Raw genomic sequence first — 15,186 nt, 5'->3', positions numbered from 1 at the left:
CCAGGCTATGGGTCGAGCCAAAATTACAGCTTGACTATGGACAGCCATGCCGGCCCATGGCTTGGTGGGTGAGAGCCTATGGTAACTTTGTCTGCGAGTCTGTTGAGGCGAGTAGCAAGCCGTGAGAGCATGAGGGGAGAAGGATCCGAACCCACGACGGTCGTGTATGGCTCTGTGCGATGGTGGCTTGGAGCAGTGTTCGGGGTCGCCGGCTTTGCTGGCATGCTGGTGATTCCTCCGTTAGCACCAATTCTGCAAGTGCTGGCAGAAATGGGGGTTCCTTCAGAGTCTGCTGCCGTCGCTGCCTTGAGCATCCAGCGCACTCTAGGGCTGGTGTGGTGGATGCTTTGGTGGTGGGTTGGAGAGGTCGTGCCGCTGCCCGTCACGGCGCTGCTGCCAGCTCTCGTGGGGCCCCTGTTAGGATTGGTGCAGCTCCAGGACGGGCGGGTTCAGTCGGTTCCTGTGCGAACATTCCTACAGGGGTATGCGGATCCCATCGTGCTCTTGTTCTTGGGTACCTTCGTGCTGGCGGAGGCTCTGCGGGAGTATGGAATTGACCGGCGCTGGGCACTGTGGCTGTTGAGGCGTCCGTGGGTAGTGCGTTCCCCGCGCCGGCTGCTGTTTGCTGTGATGGTAGGGAGCGCGGCAGTCTCCATGTGGATGAACAACACCGCTACAGCAGCTATGTTCATGCCGGTAGCCGTCGGGATTATGCTTCACCTGCGGTCGAGACGAGAGCAGGACGCTGCGAGGCTTGGACTGGCACTGACGCTCGGCGTAGCCTGGGCTGCGTCCATTGGCGGGATGATGACTATCGTGGGAACGGCCCCCAACGGGATTGCTGTCGGAGTCCTCCGGCAGTACGGCGTAGAGGTAGGGTTTCTGGAGTGGATGCGGTACGGGCTACCGGCAGGGGCCATCCTTCTCTTGCTGGCCTGGATGGTGCTCTCAGCTTCTATGCGTCACTCCCAGAAGTCGTCACAGAATGCCTGGGGACAGCTTGAGCAGGATGTAGGGCGTGCGGCCCCAATCGGGAAGGGAGCTCGTCGAGTGTTGGCGGTCTTTGCAACAGTCGTTGCGCTATGGTTGTGTGTCCCGCTGCTGAGTGGATGGCTCCCGGGATTGAAGGGTGTTGACGTCTGGAGCATAGCGCTGCTTGGTGCGGCAGCCCTGTTCCTCCTCCCTTCGGGTGAACGCTCAGGAAGCCTTCTGGAGTGGGGTGCAGTGCAGAGGATTGACTGGGGGACTCTACTCCTCTTCGGTGGCGGGTTAAGCCTCTCAGGATTGCTGGTTGCAACGGGAACTGCTGCCGTGCTCACGCACCTTCTGGCACGGGCTCTCTCAGGGGTACCACCGGTTGTCGTCCTAGGGCTTCTCCTGTTGGCAGCAAACCTCGCCACTGAGCTGATGTCCAACACGGCGTTGGCAGCGCTCTTGCTGCCACTCGTGGTTCCCTTGCTGAGTACTCTTGGTGTACCCGTGGAGCCAGCAACCGTAGTACTGGCGATGGTCACCTCCTGTGCCTTCATGTTGCCGGTCGCTACCCCACCCAACGCGATTGCATACGCTACGCAATTAGTCCCGCTTCCGCAGATGGTACGCCGAGGGATTGCAATGAACATTGTCTCGACGCTCGTTCTTGCGGCCCTAGCATGGCTGCTGTGAGAAGGAGCCTCGTTCTACCTCAAGCGCAGGTGTATAGGACTCATCGTGCTTCAGAGATTTCGTAGCTGTAGAGGCTTACCGGGGCTGCGTGCGGGTGAGGGTGGTGAGCAGCTCTGCCAGTCGTTGGGCAGCAGTTCTGCGCTCGTATTTGCGGATCGCATCCCAGCGTGGGGTGAAGGCTGGGGGACCGCTGTGTTTCCATGCCGAGTAGACCCGTTCCACGATGTCGGCGCAGCGCTCCGCTTCATGTCGGTCAGCAACGGCTCCGGTGCCGGTCTCTTGGAGTAGGCGTTCTACAGCGCTGTTGTGCGGAGCAATCGCCAAGATGGGCTTCCCAGAGCCGAGATACTCGAAGACTTTGCCTGGGACGATTCGATGGCTGTCTTCCGCCTCGTCTACCACTAACAGCAGGAGGTCAGAGCTAACGACATACTGCAGGCTCTCTCGGTGAGCGACGTAGGAGACAAGCTCTACGGCAGCGGAAAAAGGAGATTGGCGGAGGGTATCCAGGACTTCCTCCCCACAGCGGCCAACGATCTGGAGACGGACATCTTTGGGGGAGAGCACGCTACGCTGGAAGAGAAGCTCCAGTGCTTGGAGGAGCGTCTTGGGATTGCGGCGCCCGTAGAGGGAGCCGGTGTAGGTGATGGTGAATCGGCTGTTGCGCTCCCGCGGTGGTGGGGGGTAGTCGGCAGGATCGAAGCCGTTCGGGATGTGGGTGAACTTTTCTCGAGGCAGGTGAGGGTACTTCTGGAGCGCATCTTCAGCGATCCCTTCCCAAGCGCACTCCACGAGATCGGCCTCGGTGAAGACACTCAGCTCAAGGCGTCGGTCAATGCGGGCGGGGAGCCACCATCGGTGGGGGGTTGTCAGAAAGCCCGTCCAGGGGTCACGGAAGCCGGCTATCCACGGGAGGCCGCTCCAGCGTTTGAGCTGGCGGGCAATGAGGGAACATGTGTACGGAGGCGATGAGCTATAGAGGGCACGAATTCCGAACTGGCGAATCAGGCGCTTGCCAGCAGGAACGGCTGTTAGGAGCCAGCCGACGCGAGCGTCCGGGATGAAGAAGGTCGCTCGAATCCATTCGGAGAGCCGCTCAGACAGTTTGGCGTTCCGTCTAGAGGTGGTCAGGACGTGGATGTCGATAGGCGTTTGCCGTCGAGTCAAGCGGCGATAGAGGCTGTAGGGTTCCAGGATTCGCGTGCGCTCTACGTGGATGCTTGGGGGTACCTCCTCCAAGAGGCTGGGGTCGCGAGCAGGGAATTCGCCATCGCGAACGGTTAGGACCACAGGCTCCCACCCGAATTCCGGAAGATACCTGACGTACTTGAGGACGCGTTGGACGCCTGGACCGCCGGAGGGCGGGAAATAGTAGGCGATTACTAGGACCCGGTGCCGCTCCATTGCAGTAGGTAGCCGGCCTCCATGCAGAAGTACTGGGCTAGGCTCGGGATGCGACGAGCCAGTGGTGTGATCCGAGGCGTAGGTAGGAAGCGGCCGAATCGATACCGGAAGACCGGCCGCAGTAGGTAGTGTTCTTCTGCAACGATCCGATAGCCAGCACTTTTGGCAATCTGCAGCATTGTGGGTAGCGAGAGCCGGATGCGGCGGAGACGGTGGACCTCGCTTCGATCGGGCTCCTGCCCGGAGGCGATTAAGTGCTCGAAGAGACTGTCGGGCAGTAGGTGGATGTACGGCAGTTTGCCCCAAAAGGTCTTCAGCAAGTGTTGGTGGCCGCCGTATGGGGAGGGGTACGGCGGGAAGGTGATGAAGACGAAGCCTCCGGCTCGGAGGAGGGTACGGAGGCGACGAAGCGCTTCTGCAGGGTCCTCCAGGTGCTCGAGGACGTCGCGGAGGAGGATGAGCTCGTATTGGCCCTGCCACCGTTCAGGGATGGGGTCTTGTAGGACGTCGTGGAGGCTCAGCTCCACCTCTATGTTGGCTCGGTCAGCAATGAGGCGAGCAGCATGGAGGCGGGAGGCGGCGATATCCGTTCCCAAGGCTGCCTTCGCCCCTGCAAGCACGAATGCCATAAGGACGCCTGCTTCGGCGCAGCCGATCTCAGCGACGGTAGTTCCAGGCTTGAAGACGCCCCACGCGCGAAGCTGCGGGACTAGTACCTCGTGCCCTAAGCGGAACTGATAGGCCCAATAGTACTTGTTGGCAGCATCAATATCGTCGGCCTGCTGGACGACGGTACAGAGTTCCTCTGCGGAGGTCATGACTGCTTGCGGCGCTTGGTCGCTCGTGGGGCTTCAGCCGGTGCCTTTCGGGCTCGCGCTGCTTTAAGACTACTCTGTTTGGGAAGGGTGGGCGGAGGGGTCAGGGAGGATGCCCATCGGTAGTGGGTTGGTACCTGTCGTCCCTGGAGGGCCAGCTCGACAAGGAACTCCGCAGTATTCTGCACAATCCACGCGAAGTTCTCTTCCTGCACCGAGTATCGCTCCGCATCCGGTGCAGGATTGAGGAAATCAATCGCGTATGGAATGCCGTTGCGGATAGCGAACTCCACAGTGTTGATGTCGTACCCAAGCGCTCGGCAGAGGCGGAGTGCCAGCTCCCGGAGTTCTGCTTCCTGCTCCGGAGATGGCCGGTAAGGAGCCACATACCGGAGGTGATGGGGGTGGTGCGGTGCGTACGGCATGACCCGTACCCGGTCTCCGATGACATAGCAGCGATAGTATTCCTCGTACTCGATCGCCTCTTGCAGGACCATGACGGTGTCGCCTGTCTGATCGTAAGCAGCGAAGAACTCCTGAGGATCATGGACCTTGTAGACCTGCCGCCAGCCACCGCCGAGGTGGGGCTTTAAGTAGGCAGGGAAGCCGACGTACTCGAAGAGCTCGTCCCAGTTGAGCGGGTAGATGAGGTTTCGCATGGATTCCGAAGTAGTCCGCGGTGGGTGTTGCTTGGTCGGGAAGGTGACCGTTCGGGGAACAAGGATACCCAGCTTCGTGGCGAGCGCATAGCCAAAGAACTTGTCATCGGCACTCCACCAGAAGGGGTCGTTCACGACTCGAGTGCCATGGAGGGCTGCAACCTTGAGGACAGAGCGGTAGAAGGGAATGTCGTGGGAGATGCGGTCTAAGATGACATCGTAGCGTAGGATCTGGTCCATGCGGACGCCCCCGAGCTTGACGAACTCTGCCGATACTCCCTCCACCCCTAAGCTGTTGATCGCTTCCACCAGTGCTGGAGGGAAGCTCTGCTCCATGCCAAACAAAATCCCGATGACACGCATGTGACAAGCCTCTCTGCTGTTGGACTGGCTTCAGAAGTTGACGGCCTCGTCATAGGCTACGGCGGCAGCTTCCATGATTGCTTCGCTAAGTGTCGGGTGGGCATGGACGGTCCGGAAGATGGTCCGTGCCGTCCCTTCCAGCGTCCGGACAACCCCAAGCTCAGCGATGAGTTCTGTCACGTCGGGTCCAATCATGTGCGCCCCCAAGAGTTCTCCGTAGCGGGCGTCGAAGATGAGCTTCACGAAGCCTCGTGCCTCCCCTATGCTCCAAGCTTTGCCACTGGCAGAGAAGGGGAACTTCCCGATCTTCAGCTCGTATCCTGCTTCACGGGCCTGCTGCTCCGTCATGCCAATGCTAGCAACTTGGGGTTGACAGTATGTGCAGGCTGGGATGTTAGAGTAGTCTACAGGCAACGGATTGTGGCCTGCGATCGCCTCTACGCAGACGATCCCTTCCGCAGAGGCTTTGTGCGCTAACCAGGGCGGGCCGGCAACGTCACCGATTGCGTAGATACCTGGCACATTCGTGCGCAGGTAGGGGTCTACCTTGATGAAGCTGCGCTCTACCTGTACTCCCAACCGTTCCAGCCCCAAGTCCTCCACGTTTCCCTGGACGCCAACGGCGTTGAGCGCCATGTCCGCTGTGAGTGTCTGCTGGCGACCGTCGCTCGTTTCGACAGTAACGACTACCCCTTTCCCCTTCCGCTTGGCGGCAACGACTTTCGTGGAGGTCAGGATTTGGATGCCCTCCTTCTTGAAGTGGCGCTCCAGTTCGCGAGAGACCTCTTCGTCCTCGTTCGGAAGGATGCGTGGCAGAAGCTCTATGAGGGTGACCTTTGTGCCGAAGGCGTTGTAGAAGTAGGCGAACTCTACACCGATGGCGCCTGCACCGATGATGATGAGCGACTCCGGAGGCTCTTGGAGTACCATCGCCTCAGTGCTGGTGAGGATACGCTCCCGGTCTACTTCTATGCCTGGGAGCATGCGAGGGCGTGCGCCAGTGGCCACGATGATGTGACGGCATTCAATCCGGTCAGTTACTGTGCCGCCTTCGTCTCGGACCTCTACCTGCCCTACGTCAGCTATGGTGGCTGTTCCGCGGAGGTGCTGGACGCCGTACTTGCGGAACAGATAAGCGATCCCGTTCGACATGCGTTCAGCAACTTGTCGGCTACGCTCGATGATTCGTGAGAAGTCGAACTTCGGAGTGTCGATGCTGAAGCCGAACTCTGCTGCTCGCCGTAGGAAGTGCATCTGCTCAGCGCTCCGGAGGAGGGCCTTCGTGGGGATGCAGCCCCAATTCAGGCAGATTCCGCCGAGCCGATCCCGTTCAACGCAGATGGTCCGGAGTCGTAGCTGCGCAGCCCGGATTGCGGCTACATAGCCGCCCGGTCCAGCTCCAATCACGACGACATCACACTGATGGCGGTTCATGCAGGCATGCGGTGCTCTGTTGTGACTTGCTTGCAACGGCAAAATTAGGGAGGGGCTTTGCGAGCAAGCGTGTTCCAGAGTCCGAAGCACCAATTTCCCCAAGGGTTTGGCGTCTTTCTGCCTGCCGGAGTTGGTGATGGTGCGGAAGAATGAGCAGTGAACTGCAGCGTTTGGAGCGCTTGGCTGAAGCTATCGCGAAGCTGCGTGAACAGATTGCGCGGGTCATCGTTGGCCAGCAGGAGATCATCGAGCAGCTCCTCATTGCCCTCTTTGCCCGTGGGCACTGCCTCATCATTGGGGTCCCAGGGCTGGCAAAGACGCTTCTAGTACGGACCGTAGCCCAGGCATTGGCGCTGAAGTTCAGTCGTATCCAGTTCACCCCTGACCTCATGCCCAGTGACATTGTGGGGACGGAGGTCCTGGAGGAGAATCTGGCTACAGGTGAGAAGCGCTTCCGCTTCGTCCGCGGTCCTATCTTTGCCAACGTCGTCCTGGCAGATGAGATCAACCGCACACCTCCCAAGACCCAGTCAGCCCTGTTAGAAGCAATGCAGGAGTACAGCGTCACAGCCGCTGGTGTTACCTACCGCCTGGAGGAGCCCTTCTTCGTGTTGGCCACGCAGAATCCCATCGAGCAGGAAGGAACCTATCCGCTACCGGAAGCGCAGCTTGACCGCTTCATGTTCAACCTCTGGATTGACTACCCTAGCTTCGAGGAGGAGGTAGAGATTGTGCAGCGCACCACTGCCGACATCGAACCGCAGGTGGAGACTGTTTTGACAGCCTCCGAGATTGTGGAGTACCAGCATCTCATCCGCCGTATTCCGGTGGCTGACCACGTCGTGGAGTACGCTGTTCGGCTGGTTCGGGCGAGCCGGCCCCAGAACGGGGCGCTACCTGTGGTTCGGGAATACTTGCGATATGGCGCAGGCCCTCGGGCTTCGCAGTACCTCATCCTTGGCGCCAAGGCACGGGCTGCGCTCTACGGCCGTTTTACCCCATCCGTGGAGGATGTCCGGGCAGTAGCGCTGCCGGTTCTACGGCATCGCATGGTGCTGAACTTTGCTGCTGAGGCCGACAACATCACCCCGGTGATGTTGGTCCAACGCCTTTTAGAGGCGGTCGGATGAGCCTTGTGGCGATTGTAGGGCGGCCAAACGTTGGGAAGTCTACTCTCTTCAATCGGCTCATCCGAGAGCGGCGGGCGATTGTGGAGGCGACCCCTGGGGTTACGCGGGACCGGCTCTATGCGCCTGCAGAGTGGGCTGGCAGGCATTTCACGGTCATCGATACTGGCGGTTGGATCCCCGAGAGCGATGATCTTATTGCCCAGGCCGTGCGGGAGCAGACGGCACTAGCCATCGAAGAGGCCGATGCAATTGTCTTCGTCGTAGACGCCCGTGAGGGGATGACCCCGATTGACCAAGAGCTGGCGGCTCTTCTGAGGGCGGCTCAGAAGCCTGTCTTCATTGCCGTCAACAAGTGCGATACGGCCGAGTGGGATGCGATGGCAGCAGAGTTCTACCAACTCGGCCTTGGGAATCCTTACCCCATCGCAGCAGCTAGCGGACGCAGTCTGGGGGAGCTCTTGGACGCTCTCGTCGCTGCCCTGCCGGAGGGGAGTCCTGCAGAGCCTGACATTCGCGTAAAGTTGGCCATCCTTGGGCGTCCTAACGTTGGTAAGTCGAGCCTCGTCAACGCGCTGTTGGGACGCCAGCAGGTCATCGTTACACCAATTCCGGGCACGACGCGTGATGCGGTCGACACCGTCGTCCGCTACAACGGTGAAGAATTCCTCCTCATCGATACGGCCGGGCTGCGCCGACGGAGTCGTATCCAGGAGAACGTGGAGCTTTACAGTGTTGTGCGCACTCTTCGGGCCCTAGAGCGCTGCGACGTGGCGGCTGTCGTTGTGGACGCGTATGAGGGGCTGCGCGAACAGGACAAACGGATCGTCGCGGATGTCGTGGAGGCCCGCAAAGGGGTCTTCCTGGTCTTCAACAAGTGGGACTTGGTAGAAAAGGACGCCAAGACGGCCGACTGGTACGTGGAGCGAGTACGTGAGGAGCTTCCCGGGCTGCTGTATATCCCTGTGCTGTTCGTCTCAGCGCTCACTCGGCAGCGGGTGACGAAAATTCTAGAGCTTGCCAAGCGGATCAGCGAGCGCCGTCGGCAGCGAATCTCGACTTCGCAGCTCAACCGTACACTTCTCCCAGTCATCGAGCGAACACCTCCGCCAGCAGTGCAGGGGAAAGAGATCCGCATCAACTACGTCACACAGGTGCGTACGGAGCCGCCGGTGTTCGTGTTCTTCTGCAATCACCCCGACCTCATCCCCGACTCATACAAGCGCTTCCTGGAAGGGACCCTGCGAGAGCACTTCGATTTTGAGGGGGTGCCTATCTCCTTCCTCTTCCGGCGCAAGAATGTTCCGTATACCCTACAGGCGTAGCCGGTTGTAGCGGGGGCTGCTGTCTACCGAGCGGTGTTGACCTGGAGCCCCACGGTGATCGCTCTGGGCATACCTAGCTCTGCAAAGAGTGGACGGCCTCGACTGTCACGATCGGGATTGACGTAGACGGAGCCTACGTACCGCCGGTTCGCCAAGTTTCGCAGCTCTGCCCAAGGGCTCACGGCAATTCCAGCGATCGACCAGGAGCGCTCCGAGCGAATGCTAACATTCCAGAGTGCGTAGTCCGGGACCCGGACCTCGTTGGCATCGTCGGCATACATCGGGCCGACGTAGCTCAGCTCTACTCCAAGCCGAATGGGAAGCCAGGGTAGGGTGTACTCTGCATGGAATCCGCCTTGAACCGCAGGGACGCCGGCGATGCGGTTGTTGCTGAAATCTACCTGGCGTTGGATGCCGAAGTACGAGGAGTCAACGACGTAGGACCGGTACCGCATGCTCGCTAAGGTGGCTACTGCTTGGAGCGTTAGCCCACCGCGGAGACCGAGCGTTACTTGTACTTCCACCCCCATGCGTTGGCTGCGGGCGGCATTCACGTAGAAGCGTCCACCGCCGTAGGGTACGATCTCGTTGCGGCTGTCAATCCAGTAGAGTGCGAAGTCGGCACGTATGTCCTGGAGAAAGCTCTGCTGGGCGGGACGGAACATGTGCCGGCTCCCTACTTCCACAGTCCAGGACCGCATCGGCTTCAAGTCTGGATTGATGCCCCGAGAAGCCGCCGTTGGGGGAGGGTCTACTTCGTTGTAAGCAGGAACTTCCCAGCCGGAGCTGACATGGGCGTAGACACTGTGATGCTCGGAGAGGCGATATCCTATGCCTCCACTGGGTAGGATGGCGCGGAAGAGCTTGTAGTCCGAGAGTGAGGGGCGGAGGGCGTCAATGAGTCGGTAGGCCAGCCAGTCGCTTCGAAGACCTAGCCAGAACTGCCAGGGGCCCAATAGGAAGAGGGCACGGGCGAAGGTGCCGGCGTTGAGAGCAGCCTCTCGCTTGTTCTGCCGTAGGACACTGTCACGTCCCCCATCGGCAGTGAGCTTGTAGAAGAGTGCCGGCCCATCTTGGAGTGCTACATCTCCGCCTATGGTCAAAAGGAGTGTTGCCGTCGGGGATAAGTGCCACGTGGGGTGATAGAGGAGACTACCGCCAGTCATGACACGGGAGAACTCGCGGTAGGTCCCTCGCTCAGAGCGGGTTAAGAACTTCGGCTGGACGAAGGTGCTGAGCTGTAATCGCTGGCTTGGGGTAGGGGAGTGGCTGAGGGTTACGGTAAGGTGGGCAATCAGGTTTTCACGCCGTGCCCGTTGCTCGAGATACACCGCGTTGGCTGCTTCTGGGTCCTGGAGGAACTCTTCCCAGCTCAGTGGGCCAGGGATATTGAAGCGGTTAGCGGTGAAGGAGGCTGTGAGCTCTATTAGAGTCCTGGCCTGTAGCTCTGAAGCTACTGACAAGCCAGCCCACCAGCGCTGTGCTTGGGCATGGCGGCGCCATCCGCTGGAGGCAGAGTGAGCCACGGTGCCGCTGATAGTGCTCGTAGCCGAGTGGGAGACGAACTGGGCGGTGACCTTTCGGAACCCAAAGCTTCCGGCGCTTGCAGAGAGTGTCAATGGTGGCGCTGTGAGTAGCGGGATGGTCCGAAAGGCAATGACACCTCCGCTCGCGTTGCCCCACAAGAGGGTACTGTTGGACCGGAGGATGTCCACTTCCGCAATCACTGTAGGCTCCAGTAGGTCCAATGCCGTGCGCCCATCGGGCTCTGTCAGGGGCACTCCGTCTAAGAGGATGCGAACGCCACGGGTTGTGCCGTTGTTAGAGCGGTCTCCAGCTCCCCGCGCACCGAATCCGCGGACAACGATCCGCAGATCGCCTGTGCCTGCTCGGTCTTGGACGAAGAGCCCAGGAATCCGTCTCAGAGCTTCCTCAACGCCGTAGCTACGCCGTGAGTCCCAGTCCTCCGCCGTACGGTAGGTCTGTGCGTAGGGTGCAACCAGGGGTAGTTGGGTGGTCCGCAAGGCGGTGACTGTCGTGGGGGGAAATACATACGTTGTGTCAGCAGCAGTAGCTGCTAAGCTGACTGCTACGATTGGTCCTACTGTGCTGAGCCTCATTCGGACAGCCTGGCTTGTCGGTCGTGCAAAAATAAACATGGAGGATGGCTTGAGCCTCTCTAGAGGGCATCCGGACATGGGTGAGCAGCATCATGCGTAGGAAAGTCACGGTCCGTATAAGTTTGTGCGTGTGGACATCCATTGGGGGATCAAAAATGGCGTACGAGCAGTGGCGGTCACCGGTGGCAACCTGGTGGGACAACCTCCGCCGGTACCGATGGCACCTCGGTTCCGTGGCGTGGATCCTGCATCGCATTACAGGTCTCGCGCTCCTAGGGTATCTCTTCGTGCATATCTGGACACTTCGGGCTCTCGTCGAGGGAGAAGCAGCCTTCCAGGCGAAGATGGAGCCGTTCACGACGCCGTTCTTCAAGTTTGCAGAGTGGTTGCTCTTTGCTTTCGTGCTCTTCCATGCGCTCAACGGGATCCGGATCGTGTTGGTGGATTTCTCTGCACAAGGGGCGTATCGTCACAAGTTCTTACTGCGGCTGGTCTACGGCCTTGGGGTAGCGATGATGCTCTTCATGGCCGTGCTCATCTTCTTCGATCCATTCGCAGTCTAACCTGCTTCGGGTGTAGCAATGCGGTCGGGCCGTTGGTCTTCCTACGCCTGGTATTGGCAGCGTATCAGCGGAGTTTTGCTCGTGGTGTTCACGATTGGCCACTACATGACGGTCCACTGGACGGAGGCGGCTGGGCACAGCTTTGCTTCCTCCGTTGAGCGGCTGCAGAACCCGTTGTTCCAGTTCTGGTACTTGGGGTTCGTGGTGTTGGGGTTCTACCACGGTGTTCAGGGGCTCTACAACATTCTGCGAGACTTCAAGCTTCCCCAATGGCTCCTCGCAGGTATTGTCGGGCTGGTTGGTGTGGCAGCCCTCTACTTTGTCTACTTGGGCTTCGACACGGTGCTCAGTGTACACACGTGGAAGCATCTTCCGTAAAGTGTCGGAGTAGCGAGCGAATCCGCCATGCAGGTACACACAGTGGATGTAGTCATCGTCGGCTCAGGAGGAGCAGGACTCCGGGCAGCAGTTGAGATCAAGCCACCGTTTACTTGCGCAGTCCTCAGCAAGGTCCATCCGTTACGTTCCCACACTGGAGCAGCTCAAGGCGGAGTGAGCGCAGCCCTAGCGAACGAGGAAGAGGACTCCTGGGAGTGGCACGCGTACGACACCATCAAAGGCTCTGACTTCCTGGGGGACCAGGACGCCATAGAGTTAATGTGCCAGGATGCTATCCGGGCCATCATAGAACTGGAGCACATGGGAATGCCCTTCTCCCGGCGACCAGACGGTAAGATTGCCCAGCGACGGTTCGGTGGGCACACGAAGCCGGAGAACCCTTCTGATCCGAACTCCAAGCGGGTTCCCGTGCGCCGGGCGTGTCACTCGGCAGACCGCACTGGGCATGCGATGCTCCACACTCTCTACGAGAATGCCCTCAAGAACGGCGTCCGCTTCTTCTCTGAATTCTTCGTCACGGACGTCATCGTCCACAACGGCTCCTGTCGCGGAGTTGTGGCGCTCGACATTCGGTCTGGTGAGCTCCATGTATTCCACGCCAGAGCCGTGCTCTTCGCTACTGGTGGCTACGGTCGAGTGTACCAAGTGACCTCTAATGCTCACGCAGGTACTGGCGATGGGATGGCGATAGTGTATCGTCGAGGCATTCCACTGGAGGACATGGAGTTTGTGCAGTTCCATCCGACGGGCCTCTGGAGGCTTGGGGTGCTCATCTCGGAGGCCGCTCGTGGTGAGGGAGGAATCCTCCGCAACAAGTACGGCGAACCGTTCATGGAGCGGTATGCCCCGACGGTCAAAGACCTGGCCCCCCGGGACTTGATCAGTCGGGCAATCATTACGGAGATTCGAGAAGGGCGAGGCATCGAGGCCCGTGATGGGACCTTCTACATCGGGTTGGATTTGACACACCTACCAGAGCGAGTGTTGCGGGAGAAGTTGCCTGAGATCACTGGCTTTGCTCAAATGTACCTTGGGGTGAACCCCAAGAAGGAATGGATCCCAATTCAGCCAACCGCACATTACGCGATGGGAGGCATTCCGACTGACGTTGACGGGCGGGTGGTCATTGATGATCGGAACACTGTGCTGCGTGGGATGTGGGCGGCGGGCGAAGTTGCCTGTGTATCCGTCCACGGCGCTAATCGGCTGGGTACGAACTCCCTGCTCGATCTGGTCGTCTTCGGACGCCGGGCGGGCAAGAGCATCATGGAGTACCTGCAAGCGGGGGCGCCGTGGGAAGAACTTCCGGCCGATGTGCTGGAGTTCTCCCGGCAGCGGATAGAGCGTCTTCGCTCAAGCTCCAACGGTCACGAGCGCGTCGCGTCCCTGCGGAAGCTTCTGCAGAAGTCGATGATGGAGCACGTTGGTGTCTTCCGCACGGAGCAGGGATTGCAGCAGATGACCAGTATCCTGGCCGATCTGCGTGAACGCTACCAACGGTTGCGGCTTGACGATAGAGGTTCGACCTTCAACACTGAGCTTGTAGAGGCACTGGAGCTTGAGAACCTCCTGGATGTCGCGGAGGCCATCACCTACAGTGCTCTCAACCGTAGGGAGAGCCGTGGAGCCCATGCCCGCGAGGACTATCCTCAGCGGGATGATCAGAACTGGCTCAAGCACACGCTGATTGTCCGCGACGGAGAAGGGACTACCCCCCGGATCTTCTACAAGCCTGTCCGCATCACGCAGTACCAGCCTACCGAGCGGAAGTACTAGTCCAGCGTCGAACGAGGAGAATAGCCCCCACAGCGATAGCTAGCAGGGACATCCACTGAGCCTGCGTCAGCCCCCAGTACGTGGGATTGAGGCGGATGAACTCCACGAGGAACCGCTCCACACCGGCCAACACGAGGTAAAGCCCGAAAAGCCAGCCTTCAGCATGGCGCCGAGAGGTCCGCAGTAGCCATAGCACGGCGAAGATACCCACGGAGGCCAGGAACTCGTAAATCGGCGTGGGGTGGACAGGGATATCCTCGGGGACAGGGCGGCCAGGGAAGAGTTCTTCGTACTTGCGCCGCAGTTCGGGATTAAGGCGTGCTAGCGTGGGGACCGTTCCGTTAGGGTATGTCACGGCCCAAGGAACGTCGGTCGGGATGCCGTAGTCGCCATCGCCAGCTAAATGGCACCCGATGCGTCCAATGCCGTAAGCCAGGATAAGAGCTGGAGCAATGGCATCGGCGATCCGCCACAGAGGTAAGCGTCGTCGCCGTATGTAGATAACGAAACCGAGGGCCGCGACGAGGAAGCCTCCGTGGAACGTCAGCCCTGCGGGACTGAAGATAGCGCCGATAGGATCGACCAGGAATTCCTGTGGGTGCTCAAGCAAGTGAAACAGCTTTGCTCCGGCCAATCCCCCTATGAAGGCGATGAGGAGGAGCGAGGATGCTACATCTTTCGGCTTCGATATCCCACGGCGCCGGAATTCAGCGGCAGAGAGCCAGTATGCCGTCAGGAATGCGATGGCGACCATAGCGCCGAAGCTGTAAACGGTAATCGGGCCAAGCTTGAAGAGGATGGGCAACATCACTCGAGAACCACGAGGTTCTTCAGCATTGCCGCAGTATCGTAGAGGTGCTGCTTTACGGTGAAGGCTGCAGTGTCTGCCCTAAAGGGCGTGGGAGCATGGCTAGCGAGAATCCTCCACATTGCTTCTACCTGGAGCAAACGCTGAACCTGTCCACCGACCCCGGCTTTCCAGAGCTTGCGCAGGAGGTCAGCGATCCGCACAGCGCTCGCTTGTAGCTGGCTGCGAGGTGCCTGCTTAGGAGCGGGATAGTAGCGAATAGTCGTGCGGGTGTTGTTAGAGAAATGCCATCGAGAAGCGATCAGGTCTCCCACCTCCTCGTGGGTGGTTCCCAAGGGTGGATGTTTGGCAGCGTGCTCCTCTTGGCTATTTCGGAGGAGGCGTTCTAGCTCTTGATACTGCGGTAGAGCTGCCTGGATCATGGCCGGTTCACCGATACCGTGGGGGAATACGACGGCGAAGATCTGGTCTGGCAAATAGGCGCAGGCTCGGCATAGCATGTTGACAGTTCGGTAGCGAATGCTGTGCAAGTGAGGCCCTGCCAGGAGGGCTGGAGTTGGTCTACGGCTTCAAGTTGACTCCTGAGCGTCATTCGGGAGAGGGTCCCCCTAGCCACTGAGGATGCCGCCGTGGAGTCCGAGAGGACTAGGGCCTGCTGAAGGGAGGAGGGAACTGGCAGTCCATAAAGGGACGAGCTGACGAGCTTCTGGATTCGTAGACCAATCGCT

Annotated in this window: 13 protein-coding genes; 6 read left to right on the top strand and 7 right to left on the bottom strand. The window is 59.7% G+C overall.

Annotated elements, in window-relative coordinates; translation table 11 throughout:
* The first annotated feature begins 129 nt into the window (after nt 1-129).
* Nucleotides 130-1,665 (top strand): DASS family sodium-coupled anion symporter, encoded by a 1,536-nt coding sequence (locus NZ960_05485; protein MCS7177055.1) that lies wholly within the window; start codon nt 130-132, stop codon nt 1,663-1,665.
* 75 nt (nt 1,666-1,740) lie between these two features.
* Here the strand turns inward: NZ960_05485 and NZ960_05480 are convergent, their stop codons facing one another.
* The 4 genes from NZ960_05480 to lpdA are packed head-to-tail and all read right to left on the bottom strand — an operon-like array spanning nt 1,741 to nt 6,340.
* Entirely contained in the window at nt 1,741-3,069 is a 1,329-nt protein-coding gene (locus tag NZ960_05480) for a glycosyltransferase (GenBank protein ID MCS7177054.1), read from the bottom strand.
* Nucleotides 3,048-3,887 carry a class I SAM-dependent methyltransferase gene (locus NZ960_05475; protein ID MCS7177053.1) on the bottom strand — a complete coding sequence of 280 codons (840 nt, stop codon included), beginning with the start codon at nt 3,885-3,887 and terminating at the stop codon, nt 3,048-3,050. Before NZ960_05475 ends, NZ960_05480 begins: the two co-directional genes overlap by 22 nt.
* Nucleotides 3,884-4,906 carry a hypothetical protein gene (locus tag NZ960_05470; GenBank protein ID MCS7177052.1) on the bottom strand — a complete coding sequence of 341 codons (1,023 nt, stop codon included), beginning with the start codon at nt 4,904-4,906 and terminating at the stop codon, nt 3,884-3,886. Before NZ960_05470 ends, NZ960_05475 begins: the two co-directional genes overlap by 4 nt.
* Nucleotides 4,907-4,936: 30 nt before the next feature.
* Entirely contained in the window at nt 4,937-6,340 is a 1,404-nt protein-coding gene (gene lpdA / locus NZ960_05465; GenBank protein ID MCS7177051.1) for a dihydrolipoyl dehydrogenase, read from the bottom strand.
* Between the two features lie 149 nt (nt 6,341-6,489).
* Here lpdA and NZ960_05460 point away from each other — a divergent pair, with 149 nt between their 5' ends.
* Complete coding sequence (locus tag NZ960_05460; protein ID MCS7177050.1) at nt 6,490-7,470, top strand: MoxR family ATPase; 981 nt, start codon at nt 6,490-6,492, stop codon at nt 7,468-7,470.
* A complete protein-coding gene (gene der / locus NZ960_05455; GenBank protein ID MCS7177049.1) occupies nt 7,467-8,792 on the top strand; it encodes a ribosome biogenesis GTPase Der in 1,326 nt (441 codons plus the stop codon). The genes NZ960_05460 and der overlap by 4 nt, the downstream gene beginning before the upstream one ends.
* A gap of 23 nt (nt 8,793-8,815) precedes the next feature.
* On the opposite strand, the gene NZ960_05450 is transcribed toward der, so the two are convergent.
* Nucleotides 8,816-10,912, bottom strand: a complete 2,097-nt coding sequence (locus NZ960_05450) for a TonB-dependent receptor (protein ID MCS7177048.1) — start codon at nt 10,910-10,912, stop codon at nt 8,816-8,818.
* A 155-nt stretch (nt 10,913-11,067) separates the two neighbouring features.
* Between NZ960_05450 and sdhC the strand changes: the two genes are divergently transcribed.
* Genes sdhC through sdhA form a run of 3 tightly spaced genes read left to right on the top strand, consistent with a single transcriptional unit; the run spans nt 11,068 to nt 13,650 of the window.
* On the top strand, nt 11,068-11,475 hold the full coding sequence (sdhC, locus tag NZ960_05445) for a succinate dehydrogenase, cytochrome b556 subunit (GenBank protein MCS7177047.1): 408 nt from the start codon (nt 11,068-11,070) through the stop codon (nt 11,473-11,475).
* An 18-nt stretch (nt 11,476-11,493) separates the two neighbouring features.
* Complete coding sequence (locus tag NZ960_05440; protein ID MCS7177046.1) at nt 11,494-11,853, top strand: hypothetical protein; 360 nt, start codon at nt 11,494-11,496, stop codon at nt 11,851-11,853.
* 27 nt (nt 11,854-11,880) lie between these two features.
* Nucleotides 11,881-13,650 carry a succinate dehydrogenase flavoprotein subunit gene (gene sdhA / locus NZ960_05435; GenBank protein ID MCS7177045.1) on the top strand — a complete coding sequence of 590 codons (1,770 nt, stop codon included), beginning with the start codon at nt 11,881-11,883 and terminating at the stop codon, nt 13,648-13,650.
* Here sdhA and NZ960_05430 read toward each other — a convergent pair.
* Nucleotides 13,631-14,458 carry a prolipoprotein diacylglyceryl transferase gene (locus NZ960_05430; protein MCS7177044.1) on the bottom strand — a complete coding sequence of 276 codons (828 nt, stop codon included), beginning with the start codon at nt 14,456-14,458 and terminating at the stop codon, nt 13,631-13,633. The two genes, sdhA and NZ960_05430, sit on opposite strands and share 20 nt — an antisense overlap.
* Nucleotides 14,458-14,958, bottom strand: coding sequence for an HDOD domain-containing protein (locus tag NZ960_05425; protein MCS7177043.1), 501 nt, complete (start codon nt 14,956-14,958; stop codon nt 14,458-14,460). The genes NZ960_05430 and NZ960_05425 overlap by 1 nt, the downstream gene beginning before the upstream one ends.
* Between the last annotated feature and the right edge of the window lie 228 nt (nt 14,959-15,186).

Source organism: Candidatus Kapaibacterium sp. (assembly GCA_025059875.1).
Taxonomy (GTDB): domain Bacteria; phylum Bacteroidota; class Ignavibacteria; order Kapaibacteriales; family HRBIN21; genus HRBIN21.
This window is presented reverse-complemented; position numbering and strand designations above follow the sequence as displayed.